16 protein-coding genes are annotated in these 15749 nt (G+C 65.3%); 5 read left to right on the forward strand and 11 right to left on the reverse strand.

Annotated features, from left to right (window positions below; translation table 11 throughout):
• Positions 1 to 7 precede the first annotated feature (7 nt).
• Positions 8 to 1339 (forward strand): dicarboxylate/amino acid:cation symporter, encoded by a 1332-nt coding sequence (locus tag J2X38_RS05715; protein ID WP_310252133.1) that lies wholly within the window; start codon positions 8 to 10, stop codon positions 1337 to 1339.
• Positions 1340 to 1342: 3 nt separating this feature from the next.
• Here the strand turns inward: J2X38_RS05715 and J2X38_RS05720 are convergent, their stop codons facing one another.
• Positions 1343 to 2305 carry a hypothetical protein gene (locus J2X38_RS05720; RefSeq protein ID WP_310252135.1) on the reverse strand — a complete coding sequence of 321 codons (963 nt, stop codon included), beginning with the start codon at positions 2303 to 2305 and terminating at the stop codon, positions 1343 to 1345.
• Between the two features lie 173 nt (positions 2306 to 2478).
• Here J2X38_RS05720 and J2X38_RS05725 point away from each other — a divergent pair, with 173 nt between their 5' ends.
• Together J2X38_RS05725 and J2X38_RS05730 are read left to right on the forward strand one after the other, a co-directional pair.
• Positions 2479 to 3882 (forward strand): cytochrome P450, encoded by a 1404-nt coding sequence (locus J2X38_RS05725; protein WP_310252137.1) that lies wholly within the window; start codon positions 2479 to 2481, stop codon positions 3880 to 3882.
• A 76-nt stretch (positions 3883 to 3958) separates the two neighbouring features.
• A complete protein-coding gene (locus J2X38_RS05730; RefSeq protein WP_310252139.1) occupies positions 3959 to 4399 on the forward strand; it encodes a hypothetical protein in 441 nt (146 codons plus the stop codon).
• Between the two features lie 230 nt (positions 4400 to 4629).
• On the opposite strand, the gene J2X38_RS05735 is transcribed toward J2X38_RS05730, so the two are convergent.
• Positions 4630 to 5124: a PIN domain-containing protein gene (locus J2X38_RS05735; RefSeq protein WP_310252140.1), complete on the reverse strand. Its 495-nt coding sequence runs from the start codon at positions 5122 to 5124 to the stop codon at positions 4630 to 4632.
• Complete coding sequence (locus tag J2X38_RS05740) at positions 5124 to 5363, reverse strand: type II toxin-antitoxin system prevent-host-death family antitoxin (protein ID WP_058536599.1); 240 nt, start codon at positions 5361 to 5363, stop codon at positions 5124 to 5126. The genes J2X38_RS05735 and J2X38_RS05740 overlap by 1 nt, the downstream gene beginning before the upstream one ends.
• 248 nt (positions 5364 to 5611) lie before the next feature.
• Between J2X38_RS05740 and J2X38_RS05745 the strand changes: the two genes are divergently transcribed.
• Positions 5612 to 7000, forward strand: coding sequence for a cation:proton antiporter (locus J2X38_RS05745; protein ID WP_310252143.1), 1389 nt, complete (start codon positions 5612 to 5614; stop codon positions 6998 to 7000).
• 119 nt (positions 7001 to 7119) lie between these two features.
• Here the strand turns inward: J2X38_RS05745 and J2X38_RS05750 are convergent, their stop codons facing one another.
• A complete protein-coding gene (locus J2X38_RS05750) occupies positions 7120 to 8664 on the reverse strand; it encodes a tryptophan 7-halogenase (protein ID WP_310252145.1) in 1545 nt (514 codons plus the stop codon).
• A 67-nt stretch (positions 8665 to 8731) separates the two neighbouring features.
• Between J2X38_RS05750 and J2X38_RS05755 the strand changes: the two genes are divergently transcribed.
• Positions 8732 to 9448 (forward strand): extensin family protein, encoded by a 717-nt coding sequence (locus tag J2X38_RS05755; RefSeq protein WP_310252147.1) that lies wholly within the window; start codon positions 8732 to 8734, stop codon positions 9446 to 9448.
• Here the strand turns inward: J2X38_RS05755 and mddA are convergent.
• The 7 genes from mddA to sufB form a co-directional block, all read right to left on the reverse strand.
• The gene (gene mddA / locus J2X38_RS05760; RefSeq protein ID WP_310252149.1) at positions 9445 to 10188 is read right to left on the reverse strand and encodes a methanethiol S-methyltransferase; all 744 of its coding nucleotides are present in this window, start codon (positions 10186 to 10188) and stop codon (positions 9445 to 9447) included. The two genes, J2X38_RS05755 and mddA, sit on opposite strands and share 4 nt — an antisense overlap.
• A gap of 57 nt (positions 10189 to 10245) precedes the next feature.
• Positions 10246 to 10605, reverse strand: coding sequence for an iron-sulfur cluster assembly accessory protein (locus J2X38_RS05765; RefSeq protein WP_310252714.1), 360 nt, complete (start codon positions 10603 to 10605; stop codon positions 10246 to 10248).
• Between the two features lie 112 nt (positions 10606 to 10717).
• Positions 10718 to 11188 carry an SUF system Fe-S cluster assembly protein gene (locus J2X38_RS05770; RefSeq protein WP_310252151.1) on the reverse strand — a complete coding sequence of 157 codons (471 nt, stop codon included), beginning with the start codon at positions 11186 to 11188 and terminating at the stop codon, positions 10718 to 10720.
• Positions 11185 to 12369 (reverse strand): cysteine desulfurase, encoded by a 1185-nt coding sequence (locus J2X38_RS05775; protein ID WP_310252716.1) that lies wholly within the window; start codon positions 12367 to 12369, stop codon positions 11185 to 11187. Before J2X38_RS05775 ends, J2X38_RS05770 begins: the two co-directional genes overlap by 4 nt.
• A 20-nt stretch (positions 12370 to 12389) precedes the next feature.
• Positions 12390 to 13121, reverse strand: coding sequence for a SufD family Fe-S cluster assembly protein (locus J2X38_RS05780; protein ID WP_310252153.1), 732 nt, complete (start codon positions 13119 to 13121; stop codon positions 12390 to 12392).
• Positions 13118 to 13861: a Fe-S cluster assembly ATPase SufC gene (sufC, locus tag J2X38_RS05785; protein WP_310252718.1), complete on the reverse strand. Its 744-nt coding sequence runs from the start codon at positions 13859 to 13861 to the stop codon at positions 13118 to 13120. Before sufC ends, J2X38_RS05780 begins: the two co-directional genes overlap by 4 nt.
• Before the next feature lie 400 nt (positions 13862 to 14261).
• Complete coding sequence (gene sufB / locus J2X38_RS05790) at positions 14262 to 15749, reverse strand: Fe-S cluster assembly protein SufB (protein ID WP_310252155.1); 1488 nt, start codon at positions 15747 to 15749, stop codon at positions 14262 to 14264.

The following is a 15749-nucleotide window of genomic DNA, read 5'->3' on the forward strand; positions in this document are numbered from 1 at the left end:
CGAAGCCATGGCCGAAGCAGCGGCGATCGACGGGGCGCACCGCGACGAAGCGCGGGCGCGGCGGCTGCGCTGGCGCATGCTCGTCGGCTTCCTCGCGGGCCTCCTCATCGGGCTGGCGGTCCATTATGGCGCACCGGACGCCACGTGGGTGGAGACGATCACCACCTATGTGACCGGCCCGCTGGGGCAGATTTTCCTGCGCCTGCTGTTCATGCTCGTCATCCCGCTGCTCGTCTCGGCGCTGATCGTCGGGGTCGCCGAAATGGGCGAGATGCGCGCGCTGAAATCGGTCGGCGTGCGAACGCTCGTCTATACGATCGCGGTGTCGACGATCTCGGTCGTCATCAGCCTCGCCGTCGTCAATTTGATCCAGCCCGGCGCGGGGGTCGATCCCGCGCTCGCGCGTTCGCTGATGGCCGAGGGGGCGGCAGGCGCGCAAGCCATCGCCGACCGCGCGGGCGAGGCGAAGACCGGGATGGACGCAGTCGTCGCGATCGTCCCCGACAATCTGTTCGCCGCGATGGGCGAGAATGACGTGCTCGCGGTGATGTTCTTCGCGCTCTTCTTCGGCATCGGGCTGATGCTCGTGCGTACCCCGCGTACCGAGGCGCTGAAGACCGCGATCGAGGGCGTATTCGAGGTGGTGATGAAGCTGATCGGGCTCGTCATCCAGCTCGCGCCGATCGCGGTCTTCTGTTTCATGTTCAACCTCGCGGCGCAGTTCGGCTGGGACCTCATCATCCGCCTGTCGGCCTATGTCGGCGTCGTGCTGCTCGCGCTCGCGCTCCAGATGTTCATCGTCTTTCCCATCCTGCTGAAGACGCTGGCGGGGAAATCGCCCGTCGCCTTCTTCCATCAGACGCAGGAGGCGTTCGTGATGGCGTTTGCGACGGCGTCGTCGAACGCGACGCTGCCGACGGCGCTGCGCGTCGCGCATGACCAGCTGCGTTTGCCCGACAAGGTCGCGCGCTTCGTGCTCACCATCGGCGCGACCGCGAACCAGAATGGCACCGCGATGTTCGAGGGCGTGACGGTGATCTTTCTTGCGCAGTTCTTCGGCATCGACCTGACGCTTCAGCAGCAGATCGTCGTGATGCTCGTGTGCATATTGGGCGGCATCGGCACCGCGGGCGTTCCCGCCGGGTCGCTCCCCGTGATCGCGCTGATCCTCGCCTCGGTCGGGGTGCCGCCCGAGGGCATCGGGTTGATCCTCGGCGTCGACCGCTTCCTCGACATGTGCCGCACGACCCTGAATGTCATCGGCGACCTGGTCGCCGCGACCGTCGTGTCGGCGGGCGTGAAGGATACGCCGGCGACGCAGGCCGCGCCGCCGGCCTAGATATTAGTCGGGGCGCGCGTCGTTTCCGCGATCGCTGCGGGCGCGCCCCGCCGGTGCGGGGCGCGGTTCGGGGGCGCTGCGCACCACCGGCGCCGGCTGCGGCGCGGGCGGGCGATAGGCCGGCGCAGGCCGTTCGGCGCGCGGGGGGCGGTTTGCTCCGCCGTCGCGCGGCGCGATCACATCGCGGATCTGGCGCGAACGGCCGGCACCGGGTTCGCGGTCGGGACGACCCGGGCGCCCTGCGCCCCAATCGGGACGGCCGGGGTTGCCCGTGGCGGGCGGCGTGCCCGGGTTGGCCGGATTGCGGCCGGGCCACGTGCCGCGCGGGCCGTCATGGTCGCGGTCGCCGCGGTTCCAGCCGCCACGGCCCGGGCGGTCGCCGCGGTCGGGGCGCCCCGGATTGCCGGTGACCGGCGGCGTTCCGGTCGCGCCGTCGCCCGGCCGACCCGGACGCGTGCCGCGCGGGCCGTCATGGTCGCGGTCGCCGCGGTTCCAGCCGCCGGGTCGGCCCGGGCGGCCGTCGCCCGGACGCCCGTCGTGATCGCCGCGGTTCCAGCCGCCGGGGCGCCCCGGCTTCCAGTCGTTGCGCCCACCATGATGCTTCCACCAGGCGCGGCGCCCGCCCCAATAGTTCAGATATCGGTCGCGCAGCGGGTAGCGGTTGCGGTAATTGTCGAACATCCACATGCCATAGCCGGGATAATAATAATCGTCGTACCAGCCGCCGCCGAAACCGATCTGCGCGAAACCGCTGCCATAATCGGCGCCATCGTAGCAGTCGTAACCATAGCCATCGTCATAGGCATAACCGTCATAATCATAATAGGCGTCGCCATAGCGCGACGAACAGTCGCCGCCCGACGCATAGCTCGCCCCATAGACATCGCCGTAATAGCAACCGCCAAGCGTCGTCGTCGCGAGAACGCCGAGCGCGATGGAGAGGGGGCGCTTCAAACTCTTCGCCATAGCTTTGTCCTTTTGGGTCCAACGGTTGCGACCCGTCACCTTGGCCGCTTGTTTGCACGAGTCGAGTTGAATTTGCGGTGAATGCTGTCCCGCACCCGTCAAAGCGTTACTTGCATCAGTGTCAGTAGTCCGTTACGCATCTGGACAAAGCAGAATGGACGAGGATTGACCCGATGAACGCGCCCGCGAATATTCAGCCGACGAGCCAATGGTCCGAAAAGCGTTTCGGCCCCGACACGAAGCACTGGCTGCCGCGCAACCCCGGCACGACGCTCGACCATATCCCCGGCGAGGACGGGCTGCCCGTGCTCGGCACCACGCTCGACCAATTACGCGACTATCCCGGCTTCGCGGGCCGCATGGTTGCCAAATATGGCCGCATCTATCGGAGCAACAGCTTCGGCGGGCGCAGCGTCGCGCTCCACGGTCCCGAGGCGAACGAGCTCGTGATGTTCGACCGCGAGAAGATTTTCTCATCCGAACAGGGCTGGGGACCGGTGCTCAACCTGCTGTTCCCGCGCGGGCTGATGCTGATGGATTTTGAAAAGCACCGCGCCGACCGGAAAGTGCTCTCGGTCGCGTTCAAGCCTGAACCGATGCGTCATTATGCCGACTCGCTGAACGAGGGAATCCGTGACCGCATCGGCCAGTGGAGCGGCAAGACGTTCAAATTCTATCCGGCGATCAAGGAACTGACGCTCGACCTTGCTGCGACCAGCTTCCTCGGCATCCCCTGGGGTCCCGAGGCGGACAAGGTCAACAAGGCCTTCGTCGACATGGTCCAGGCGTCGATCGGCGTCGTGCGCGTGCCCTTGCCCTTCACCGCGATGGGCCGCGGCGCCAAGGGGCGCGCCTATCTGGTCGATTATTTCGGCAAGATGGTGCCGGAGCGGCGCGACGGCACGGGCGAGGACATGTTCAGCCAGATCTGCCGCACGCGCGACGACAATGGCGATCATATGAGCGTCGAGGCGATCGTCGACCATATGAACTTCCTGATGATGGCGGCGCACGACACGATCACCAGCTCGATCACGACGCTCGTCTGGGAACTCGCGCGCAACCCCGAATGGCAGGACAAATTGCGCGAAGAAATGCTCGCCGTCGCGCCGGCGGGCGAGGGGGTCGGGCACAACAGCCTCGGCCAGCTCGAAATGACCGAATGGGCGTTCAAGGAGGCCCTCCGCCTCGTGCCCCCCGTGCCGAGCTTCCCGCGCCGTGCGCTCAAGGATTTCGAATATGGCGGCTACCGCATCCCCGCGGGCACCTCGGTCGGCGTCAGCCCTGCCTTTACGCATATGATGGAAGAATATTGGCCCGAGCCTGCGAAGTTCGACCCGATGCGCTTTTCGCCCGAGGTGTCGCGCGCGCGGCACAAATATGCGTGGGTGCCCTTCGGCGGCGGCGCGCATATGTGCCTCGGGCTGCACTTCGCCTACATGCAGGCGAAGATCTTTTTCCACCACGTCATCACGACGCACCGGATCACCGTCGCCGACGGCTATGCCCCCGAATGGCAGGTGCTGCCGATCCCGCGGCCGAAGGACGGGCTGACGGTGAGTTTCGTTCCGCTGTAACCTGACCCGCCGCGCTCCGCTTGTTTGCGCGGCGGCGCGACCTATCTCCTGACTTTCGGGGACGGGAGGGGCAGGGATGGTTTTTGCGTTGTTTTTGGCGGGCTTGATCGCCGTGATGCTGTTTGCGCCGGGCACCGGCGCCGCGCGCTGGCTCCACCGCTTCACGGTGGAGGAGCCGATCCGCCTCGTCGAGCGGCTCGAGCGCAAGCATATCCTCTTCCTGGTCGTGGGCCTGTTCGCCATCCAGGCTTACGCTGCCGTGCTGCCCGCCGAACTCGCGGTGGCGCTCGCATGGGACATGACCGCCTATGTCGACGCGATGATCGCGACATGGGCCCTGTCGACCTTCGCGCGCGTCCGGTCGATGAAAGCTTGGGTCGCGGTCCGCATGGCGGCGCTGCTGGCGCCGCTCGGGCGCCTCCGCGCGCGTGCGCGACGAAGCCGTCCGATCCGGTCCGATACGCGCAAGCCCGCTGCCAACGACGACGACCCATGGCCGGTGCTGATGGCCGCCTGAGCGTAAGGCGCGAACGACGACTTTTGGGGTGGGAAACTGCCGTTGCTTCCTTTCTCTTCGTCACCCCGGACTTGATCCGGGATCCCGCTTTTTTTTGGGGGGCATCGGCTGGCTTCGACCTCAAGCGGGACCCCGGATCAAGTCTGGGGTGACGATGAAAGAGAAGGTCCGCAACCGGTCGAAAACCGCGATCCCTCTCCCAGATCGCCCGCGAAGTCTTCAACCGTTTCTCACCCCCGGATAAACAGGCTCCGGATCCACGGCGACCGCGTGCGCGTCGCTTCGCGCCAGTCGCTATCCTCGCCCGCATCGGCGGCGATCCGGCTGGGGTCGAGCAGTTTCAGCCGCGCGCCGCGAAACGCCGCGCCGCGATAGGTGACGAAGGTCAGCCCATGTTCGAGCGCGGTCGCGGCGAGTAGCGCATCGCGGTCACTTTCGAGCGGCAGCGCGGCGCGGCGGCGCGATATGGTCAGATCGACCGGCAGCACGCGGCCCTCGAACGCGGGCAGCACTTGCGCGTCGATCCAGTCACGCCACGCCGCGGCCGCCGTCTTCCCCTGTTTCGCCGCAAGCGCGGCGGCATTTTCCAGCTCGACGAGCGAGAGCGCCGACAGGAACATCGATTGCCGCGAGGTGCGCTGCGCCCATCCCGCCAACCCCGCGCCGTCGCCGTCGGCGCGCGCGTGGCGCAGGTCGAACAATATATCGGCGTCGAGCAGGAACATCAGCCGCGCCCGTCCAGCGCCCGGCGCAGATACGCACGGTCGAGCGCGATGTCGCCGGGCGGGGCGGCGAGCAACTGCGCCATATTCTCCCGCTCGCCGCTGAGCTGGCGCCAGGCGTCGATGCTGATCAGTACGTGCGTGGGCCGCCCGCGGTCGGTGACGAACACCGGTTCGACGAGCGCGAATCGCTTCGCGCGGCTAACATCCTGATTGAGTTCGCGGCTCGTGACGCGCTTCATGACCACCCTCGCTGATGCAAAATCAAGGCATATTGTGATCGTTCACATGTAGGTACATTACTACACTGTTACCGCCCCGCAACAAAAATGATCGGGGGCCGGGAAATCGGCAGCCGCGGGCGCGCCCAATCGCGGACTCGCCATTGCGCTCGCGGCGCTTTCATGTCTCCTGATGCCGGAAACCGGCGAACAGCGACGTAAACCAGATCGCAGACGCCACGGGTGGGAGAGGGAAATTGGTATCCAATATGTTCGATGAACTGCTCCGCGCGATCGGCGACGTCCTCGGCGCGCACGGCCCGGCGGTCAATTCTGCGGCGAGCTATACGCCAACCGATTTCAGCATCCATTTCTTCCTTCAGATCGCGGTGATCCTGATCGTCTGTCGCGCCGTCGGCTGGGCCGCGAAGAAATTCCTCGGGCAGCCGCAGGTCGTCGGCGAAATGATCGCGGGCGTCCTCATCGGCCCCTCGCTCTTCGGCCTCTTCTTTCCCGAATTCCAGGCGGCGCTGTTCCCCAAGGAAACGCGGAGCATCCTCTACGTCTGCGCGCAGGTCGGGGTGGGCCTGTACATGTTCCTCGTCGGCACCACGCTCCGCCTCGACCATTTCCAGTCGAAGGCGAAGAGCGCGATGGGTGTGTCGGCGGCGGGCATCGTCGCGCCCTTCCTGTTCGCCGCGTTGATCACGCCGTTCCTGCTCGACGTCCCGGGTCTCTTCACCGAAGGGCTGAGCCAGGGCAGCGCGACTTTGTTCATGGGCGCGTGCATCGCGCTCACCGCTTTCCCGATGCTCGCGCGCATCATCAACGAGCGCGGTCTTGCGAACACCGCGCTCGGCACGCTCACGCTGACCGCGGGCGCGTTCGACGATGCGGTGTCGTGGTGCGTGCTCGCGATCGTGCTCGCGACCTTCGGCGGCGGTCCCGGCGTCGCGTTGATCGCGATTATCGGCGGACTCAGCTTCGCGCTGTTCATGTTCTTCATCGGACGCAAATTGCTCGTCCCGCTCGGCCGCATCGTCGAGGAACGCGGCGAGATGAGCGATACGATGCTGTCGATCGTCCTGATGCTCTTCGCGCTCTGCGCCTTCGTCATGGACGCCGCGGGCATCCACGCGGTGTTCGGCGGCTTCATCCTCGGCGTCTGCATGCCGCGCGGCAAGCTGACCGAGGAGATCAAGCGCAAGATCAGCCCGATCACCATCTTGCTCGTCCCCGTCTTCTTCACCTACTCGGGGCTCAATACGCGGCTCGACACGGTGAACAGCCTGACGTTGCTCGCGCTCGCGCTCGGCATATTGCTCGTCTCGATCGCGGCGAAGTTCGGTGCCTGCTGGCTCGCCGCGCGGATCGCGGGCGAGGACAATCGCACCGCGCTCGGCATCGGCGCGCTGATGAATGCGCGCGGGCTGATGGAGCTCATCATCATCAACATCGGGCTGCAAAAGGGCATCATCGGGCCGACGCTTTTTTCGATGATGGTCTTGATGGCAATCATCACCACGGTGATGGCGGGGCCTTTGTTCGAATTCGTCTATGGCCGCAAGGCGCGCGAGACGGGCGAACTCGGCCAGCTCGGCACCGACGGCCCCGATGAGCCGCAACCTGCCGAACGGCTGGCCGCCAATCCCGTCTGACAAGGTCCCCGCGCTGCAACTATGCCCTAAATCGTCATCCCGGCGTAGGCCGGGATCTCCACGGCGCGTTAGGATACGAAGGCGAGATCCCGGCCTACGCCGGGATGACGAACGGGGTGTCAGGTGTAGGCCGCACCCGCGTTGATCTGATCGATCATCGCGCGGTGCGCGGGCAGCTCGCTCGCGGCGCGGTCGCCAAAGCTCCTGATCCTCGCAAAGATGCGCTCGGCCTCGGCGGTGTCGGGAAACTCCTCGCGCACCGGCGACAGGTCGGTGCGATATTCCATGCCATAGAGGATGTACTGGTAATTGAAGAAGGCGAAGCTTTCGAGGTCGAGGATGAAATCGAAGCGCCCCGGCGGGCGATAGCGCCACTCGTCGAGCAATTCCCGCAAACGGTCGGGGATCGACGCCGGGTCGCCATTGTCGCGCCAGAAGACCTCTTTGCGCCGGCTCAGGCAATAATGAAGCTTCAGGAAATTGATCGTGTTGTCGTAGCGCGCCGCCATCAGCTCGTTGAAGCGCCGCGCGGGCGCGCCGACCGGGCCGTTCAGCGGAAACATCTCGGCGATCATCGCCGCCGCGGTCTCGATCATCACGAGCCCCGTTGATTCGAGCGGTTCGAGGAAGCCGCCCGACAATCCCACCGCGACGCAATTCTTCACCCATGACGCGGGGCGATACCCCGCCTCGAACGGGATCGAGCGGACGTTGACGTCATGGCTTCGCCCGCCGGTATAGGCCGCGAGGATTTCGGCGGCGCGCTCGTCGCTCATATGGTCGCTCGAATAAACGCAGCCGATGCCGCGCGCGCCGGCGAGGCCGATGTCCCACGTCCACCCCGCCTCGTGCGCCGCCGCGATCGTATAGCTTTCGATCGGCACGTCGGGGCGGTCATAGGGCAGCTTGCACGCGAGCGCGCGGTCGGTGAACAGCTGGTCGCGCACGCCCTTGAACGGCGATTGCAGCGCGCCGCCGATCAATTCGGCGCGGAAACCCGAACAGTCGATATAGAGGTCGGCGGCCAGCGTCCCATGCTCGGCGGTCACGACATGGTCGATCGCGCCGCTCGTCGTATCGAGCCCGACCCCGGTCAGCGTGCCGCTGAGGTGCGTAACCCCCATCGCGCGCGCTTCCGCCGACAGCACCTCGGCGAGCCGCGCGGCGTCGAAATGATAGGCATAGTTCAGCGGGCCGGTGAATTCGCCTTCGCCGGGACGCTTCGGCGCGCGCTGCGCCTCGGCGACGCGGTTCTGGATCGTCATCGCCTCGGCGAACGGCCGCCGCGTCGCCTCATCCTGGAGCAGCCAGTAGGAGACGAGGCTGTAGCCGTCGCCATGATAGGGTGCCTCGAACGGGTGCAGATAATGGCTCGACTGGCCCCCGGCGGGCGTGCGCACCCAGTCGTCGAAGCGGATGCCCTGCTTGAAGGTCGCCGAGGTCGCGCGCACGAACGCGCTTTCGTCGATGCCGATGAATTGCAGCGTATTGCGGATCGTCGGAAAGGCGCCCTCGCCGACCCCGATGCTGCCGATCTCGTCCGACGCGAGCAGCGTGATCGACAGGCGCGGATTGCGCGGCAGGTCGAAAAAGCGCGCGAGATAGGCGGCGGTGAGCCAGCCCGCGGTGCCGCCGCCGACGATCAGGATCGAGCGTTTTGCCACCGGGAACGCTATCGAGCCGCAAAGCGCTTTCAACAAGCGGTAATTTGCGGCACGCAGAACGGACACGATGAAGACTCTCCGCCCCTATCTGATCTGGTTCGCCGTCGCGGTGCTGCTGACCCTCGGCGCGATCATTGGCATGCAGTGGGTGCGCGATCATCCCGAGCATATTCCGGGCACACCCTTCGAACTCGCGCATCCGCAGGGCTGGGCGACAAACCGCAAGCTGGTGGCGCTGGCGAGCGACGACGGTGCCTGCTTCGCCGCCCTCGACCGCGCGGGCGCCGGCTATCTCCGGCGGCCGGCGATCGGCACCGGCGCGTGCCGCGCGAGCCAGCGGATGATCCTGACCGGCGACCGCTTCGTGCCGACGATGCGGCCCGCGAATGTCGCGCCGGGCTGCGCGGTGACCGCGGCGATGGCGCTATGGAACCGCGACGTCGTCCAGCCGCTCGCGCGCAGGCATTTCGGGCAAAAGGTGGTCGAGCTCGAAAATCTCGGCAGCTATAATTGCCGCAAGATCGCGGGCGAGCAGGCGCAGAGCCAGCATTCGACCGCCAATGCGATCGACATCTCGGCCTTCGTCCTCGCCGACGGCACGCGCATTTCGCTGATCAACGACTGGGCGCCGGGCGACAAGCGCAGCGAGTTCCTGCACGAGGTTCGCAACGAAAGCTGCGGCCTGTTCAGCACCATCTTGTCGCCCGACTATAATCGCGCGCACGCCGACCATTTCCATATCGACATGGCGGCGCGCACGGCGGGCTGGACCGTCTGCCGCTAGGCGCGCCGGCGCCCGCCGGTGCCGGGCACCAGCATCGGCGTCGTCTCGCGATACGCGACATAGTCGGCGCCGAAGGTGTCGATCAGGTTGCGCTCCTCCAGCCGGATCGCGATCAGCATATAGATCGACAGGCCGACGGCGAGCAGCAGATGCCCCGCGGTCATCGCGGGGGTCGCCCAAAAGGCGAGGAAGAAGCCCGCATAAAGCGGATGCCGCACGAATTTGTAGAAGAGCGGCTGGCGCAGCACCGGCGGCGCCGCGGCCCGCTCGCGCAGCGCGAACCACGCCTGCTGCAGCCCGAACAGCTCGAAATGATTGATCAGGAAGGTGCTGAAGAGGACGATCAACCAGCCGAGCCCGAACAGCGCCCACAGGATCGCGGCGCCGAGGGGATTGGTGACGGTCCAGACCGGCGCGGTCAGCTCGTGCCAGAACAGCATCAGTAGGATCAGCGCGAGGCTGGCGAACAGCACATAGGTGCTGCGCTCGATCGTGGCGGGAACGATATGCGTCCACCTGGCCTTGAAGCTGGGCCGCGCCATCACGCTATGCTGGATGCCGAACAGCGCGATCAGCGCGATGTCGATCGCGACCGCCGTCGCGGGCTCCGCCGCGCGCGCGAAATCGACCGTCGGCTGGACGACGGGGAGATTGCCGACGAATCCGATAAGACACAGGAATGTCGCGAAGAATATCGCGTAGCATATGGCCGCATAGGCCAGATAGAAGGCACGAACCATGACAATGCCCCTGCTTCAACAGGGGCATTATAGCAGATTTGGCGCGGAAATGCGCGCCTAGACGGTAAAGCTCTCGCCGCAGCCGCACGCGCCCTTGGCGTTCGGATTTTCGAACACGAAGCCCGCGGCAAAGTCGTCCTCGACCCAGTCCATCGTGCTGCCGATCAGGTAGAGCACCGACGCGCCGTCGATGTAGAAGACGCCGCCGGGGGTCTCGATCTTCTCGTCGAATTTCACCTCTTCGGTGACATAATCGACCGAGTAGGCGAGCCCCGAGCAGCCGCGGCGCGGCGTCGACAGGCGCACGCCGATCGCGCCCTCGGGCGCGGCCGCCATCAGCTTCGCGATGCGCGCTTCGGCGCCGGCGGTGAGGGCGACGGCGGCGGGGCGTGCGCGGGTCTTCGTTTCAGTCACAATCCGTTCCTTTCGCCGTTCGTGTCGAGCGAAGTCGAGACACCCCGAAGGCATGCACGGCCGACGGGCATCTCGACTTCGCTCGATGCGAACGGAAAATTGATATGGGTCTGTTTCACAGCATTCCCAACTCCAGCCGCGCCTCGTCGCTCATATTCTGCGGCGACCACGGCGGATCCCAGACAAGATTGACCTCGGCATCGCCGACGCCGGGGACCGCGCCGACGCGCAGTTCGACCTCGGCGGGCATCGATTCCGCGACCGGGCAATGCGGCGTCGTCAGCGTCATCGTGACGAGCGCATGGCCGTCGTTGATCTCGACATTATAGATCAGGCCAAGGTCATAGATATTCACCGGAATTTCCGGGTCGTAGATGTCCTTGAGCGCGTTGATCACGGCTTCGTACAGATCGCCGCCGACCGCATGCGGATCGACCGCGGCAGGCTTCGCCGCAAGAAAGCCTTCGAGATAGTCGCGCTTGCGCTCGAGCTTTTCGGGCGCCGTCTCGACGTCCTCGACGCGTGCCTTCGGCGGTGCTTCGACGCTTTCCACTTCTTCGACCTTGATCATCCGGTCCTCACTCATCCGAAAATCCTCTCGACGCGGGCGAGGCCATCGATCAGCGCCGCCACATCGTCGTCATTGCTGTAAACGCCAAAACTCGCGCGCGCGGTCGCGGCGACGCCCAGATGCTCCATCAGCGGCTGCGCGCAATGGTGCCCGGCGCGGATCGCGACCCCGCTTTCATCCAAGATAGTGCCGATGTCGTGCGGATGAACCCCCGCCATCGCAAAACTCACGATTCCGGCGCTGTTTTCTGGACCGAAAAGCGTGATGCTGTTCTTGCGCGCGAGCGCCTCGCGTAGCGTGCCGACCAGCGCGCATTCATGCGCGTGGATCGCATCGATGCCCAGCGCCTCGACATAGTCGACCGCCGCTGCGAGCCCGATCGCCTCGATAATCGCCGGGGTGCCCGCCTCGAAACGCGTGGGGGCGGGGGCATAGGTCGTCTTCGCAAAGGTCACGCGGTCGATCATCGACCCGCCGCCCTGCCAGGGCGGCAGCGCGTCGAGCTTGTCGCTCCACAGCACACCGATGCCGGTGGGGCCGTAAAGCTTGTGCCCCGAGAAAACATAATAGTCGCAGCCGAGCGCCGCGACGTCGACGGGAAGGCGCGGCACCGCCTGACAGCCGTCGATCAGCAGTTCGGCGCCGACACGGTGTGCTAGCTCAGCCGCGCGCGCGACGTCGAGCGGGCTGCCGAGCACGTTCGAGACATGCGCGAAGGCGACCATATTATGTTCGGGGGTCAGCAGCTTCTCGGCGGCATCGAGGTCGATGCAGCCGTCCGCGGTCAGCGGGCAGACATCGACCTGCCAGCCGGCAAGCTGCCAGGGCACGATATTGCTGTGATGCTCGAGCACCGACAACAGCACGCGGCCCTTCTTCGGGTGCGAATAAGCGACCAGATTGATCGCCTCGGTCGCGCCGCGCACGAATGCGATCTCGGTCTCGCGCGCGCCGATAAACGCCGCGATCCGCCGCCTTGCTGCTTCATAGGCGAGCGTCATGTCGGCCGAGCGCGCATAGACGCCGCGGTGCACCGTCGCATAGTCGCGGCCCATCGCATTCACCGTCGCGTCGATCACCGCCTGCGGCTTCTGCGCGGTCGCCGCGGTGTCGAGATAGTGCCAGCCGGGGGTGAGGCCGGGGAAGTCGGCCCTGATGTCCCCCTCCCTCAGGCGGGAGGGGCTAGGGGAGGGCATGTTGGTGGCCGCCGCGACGCTCACACCAATTCCCCAAGCTTCGCCAGCGCCAGTTCCTGCAACGCAGCTTCGTCTTCAGCGCCGTCGAACACGCCCGCGACAAACGCCTGGAGCATCAGCTTCTTCGCCTCGCCCGGCGGCAGCCCGCGCGACTGGAGATAATAGAGCGCCATTGCGTCGAGCTCGCCGATCGCGCAGCCATGCGCGCATTTGACGTCGTCGGCGAAGATTTCGAGTTCGGGCTTGGCGTTGGCGGTCGCGCTGCGGTCGAGCAGCATCGCCTTCACATCCTGCTCGCTGTCGGTCTGCTGCGCGTCGCGCGCGACGGCGACCTTGCCGAGATAGGTGCCGGTCGCGGTGCCGCCGAGCACCGAGCGCACGACCTGCCGCGACGTCGCGCCGGGTTCGGCGTGCATGACCGTGGTGACGATCTCGAGATTCTGCTCGCCGCCGCCGATCTGCGCCGCGCCGAGATGGAAATCGGCGCCTTCGTGCAGGATTACATTGAGTTCGATACGGCCATAAGCGCCGCCAATGTTGAGCACATGCAGCGACGCGGCAGCGCCCTTGCCGAGCACGAGTTCGATCTGCCGGATGTCGCCCGCGTCCTGCACGATCGCGCGCGCGAACTTGCCGCCCGCGGGCACGATGATGCTCTCGGGCGCGGGCAACGGCCACGCCGCGGTCACCGCGTCGATGTCGCTATAACGCCACGCTTCGTCGCGGCGCGAGGGGAGGGCGCTTATGGTCAAGCCGCGATCTCCGCATAACCATGTTCTTCCAGCTCGCGCGCCAGTTCCGCCCCGCCCGACTTCACGATCCGGCCGGCGGCCAGCACATGCACGAAATCGGGCTGCACATAGTCGAGCAGGCGCTGATAGTGTGTGATCAGCAACACCGCCTTGTCGGGGCGCCGCATGATCGCATTGATCCCGTCGCCGACGGTACGCAGCGCATCGATGTCGAGGCCGCTGTCGGTCTCGTCGAGGATCGCGAGCTTGGGGTCGATGATCCCCATCTGCACCATCTCGTTGCGCTTCTTCTCGCCGCCCGAAAAGCCGACGTTCACGGGGCGCTTGAGCATGTCCATGTCCATCTTGAGCAGCCCCGCCTTCTCGCGCGCGAGCTTCAGGAAGTCGCCGCCCGACAGCAGTTCCAGCCCGCGCGCCTTGCGCTGTGCATTGAGCGCCTCGCGCAGGAACTGGACGTTCGACACGCCGGGGATCTCGACCGGATATTGGAACCCCAGGAACAGCCCCGCCGCGGCGCGCTCGTGCGGCTCCATGTCGAGCAGGTCCTGACCCTCGAAAGTGGCCGAGCCCTCGGTGACCTCATAACCGGGCCGCCCGCCGAGCACGTAGGACAGTGTCGACTTGCCCGCGCCATTGGGCCCCATGATCGCATGGATTTCGCCCGCATTGATGCTGAGCGACAGACCTTTCAGGATCGGCTTGTCGGCGACGGTGGCGTGGAGGTTATCTATTTGAAGCATCATATTTCCTCAACGTTTGGGCCGAAGTCCTCTGGTTCTAGTGCTTGGACGGACGACGCGGTGTTGAATTGCCTGTAGGCATCGCCCAACAATCGTCCCAATTCTTTCGGTGGGAGATCATCCCAACCTGGACCTACCATCTTATCCGAGCAGTCAGACAGGACCCAGCTGAAGACGACCTTCGGCTGGCCCGGAATAGCGCCTTTAAACCAAGGTGGAGGAGAAGCCGGCTTGTCCCGGTCAACATATGCCCTCGAACGTAGGTCGACACATTGTGCCCATGCGGCATGTGGCCCGGATCCATTCCTTAGATTGATCCAACGCAACTCATCGCGATTGCCTGAGCTTGCGCATCCGCTTGAGAAAACCGAGAGCAAGACTAAGAAGGTAGCGGCCTGTCTCACCCCACGGACCCCTCCAAACTAATCCCCAGCAGCTTCTGCGCCTCGACCGCAAACTCCATCGGCAGCTGCTGCAGCACTTCCTTCGCGAAGCCGTTGACGATCAGCGCCACCGCCTCTTCCTGCCCCAGTCCGCGCTGCATCGCGTAGAAGAGCTGGTCGTCGCTGATCTTGCTCGTCGTCGCTTCATGCTCGACCTGCGCCGAGGGATTGCGGATTTCGATGTACGGCACGGTGTGCGCGCCGCTGAGGCTTCCCAGCAGCAAGCTGTCGCACTGGGTGAAGTTGCGCACCCCCTCGGCATTCGGCGCGACGCGCACCAGCCCGCGATAGGTGTTGTTCGATTTGCCCGCGCTGATCCCCTTCGAAACGATGGTCGAGCGCGTGCGCTTGCCATTGTGGATCATCTTGGTGCCGGTGTCGGCCTGCTGGTAATTGTTCGTCACCGCGACCGAATAGAATTCGCCGACGCTGTCGTCGCCGTTGAGCACGCAGCTCGGGTATTTCCAGGTGATCGCCGAGCCGGTTTCGACCTGCGTCCACGACACCTTGCTGCGCTTCCCCTGGCACAGCGCGCGCTTGGTCACGAAATTATAGATGCCGCCCAGCCCCTCGGCATTGCCCGGATACCAGTTCTGCACCGTCGAATATTTGATCTCGGCATCGTCGAGCGTCACCAGCTCGACCACCGCGGCGTGGAGCTGGTTCTCGTCGCGCATCGGCGCGGTGCAGCCTTCGAGGTACGAGACATAGGCACCCTTGTCGGCGATGATCAGCGTCCGTTCGAACTGCCCCGTATTTTCGGCGTTGATGCGGAAATAGGTGCTGAGTTCCATCGGGCAGCGCACGCCCTCGGGCACATAAACGAACGTCCCGTCCGAAAAGACCGCGCAGTTGAGCGTCGCGAAATAATTGTCGTGCATCGGCACGACCTTGCCGAGCCACTTTTTCACCAGCTCGGGATATTCGCGGATCGCCTCCGAAATCGACAGGAAGATGACGCCCGCACGCTTCAGTTCCTCGCGGAAGGTTGTCGCGACGCTGACGCTGTCGAACACCGCATCGACCGCGACCTTGCGCGCGCCTTCGACCCCGGCGAGAACCTTCTGCTCCTCGATCGGGATGCCGAGCTTTTTATAGACTTCGAGAATCTCGGGATCGACCTCGTCGAGGCTGGAGAGCTTCGGCTTCGGCTTCGGCGCCGCGTAATAATAAGCGTCCTGATAATCGATCGGCGGCACGTTGAGCTTCGCCCAGTCGGGCGTCTCCATCGTCAACCAATGACGAAACGCCTTCAGCCGCCAGTCGAGCATCCATTCGGGCTCATTCTTCTTCGCTGAAATGAAGCGGACCGTATCCTCGGTCAGCCCCTTGGGCGCGAAGTCGGTCTCGATCGCCGAGGACCAGCCATGCTCATAATCGGCGACCTTCGCCGCGGCATCGTGCGCGGCCTGGTCTTTCACGGGAAGTTCGGTGTTGTCGGTCAT

This window comes from Sphingopyxis sp. BE235, from assembly GCF_031457175.1.
GTDB lineage: Bacteria > Pseudomonadota > Alphaproteobacteria > Sphingomonadales > Sphingomonadaceae > Sphingopyxis.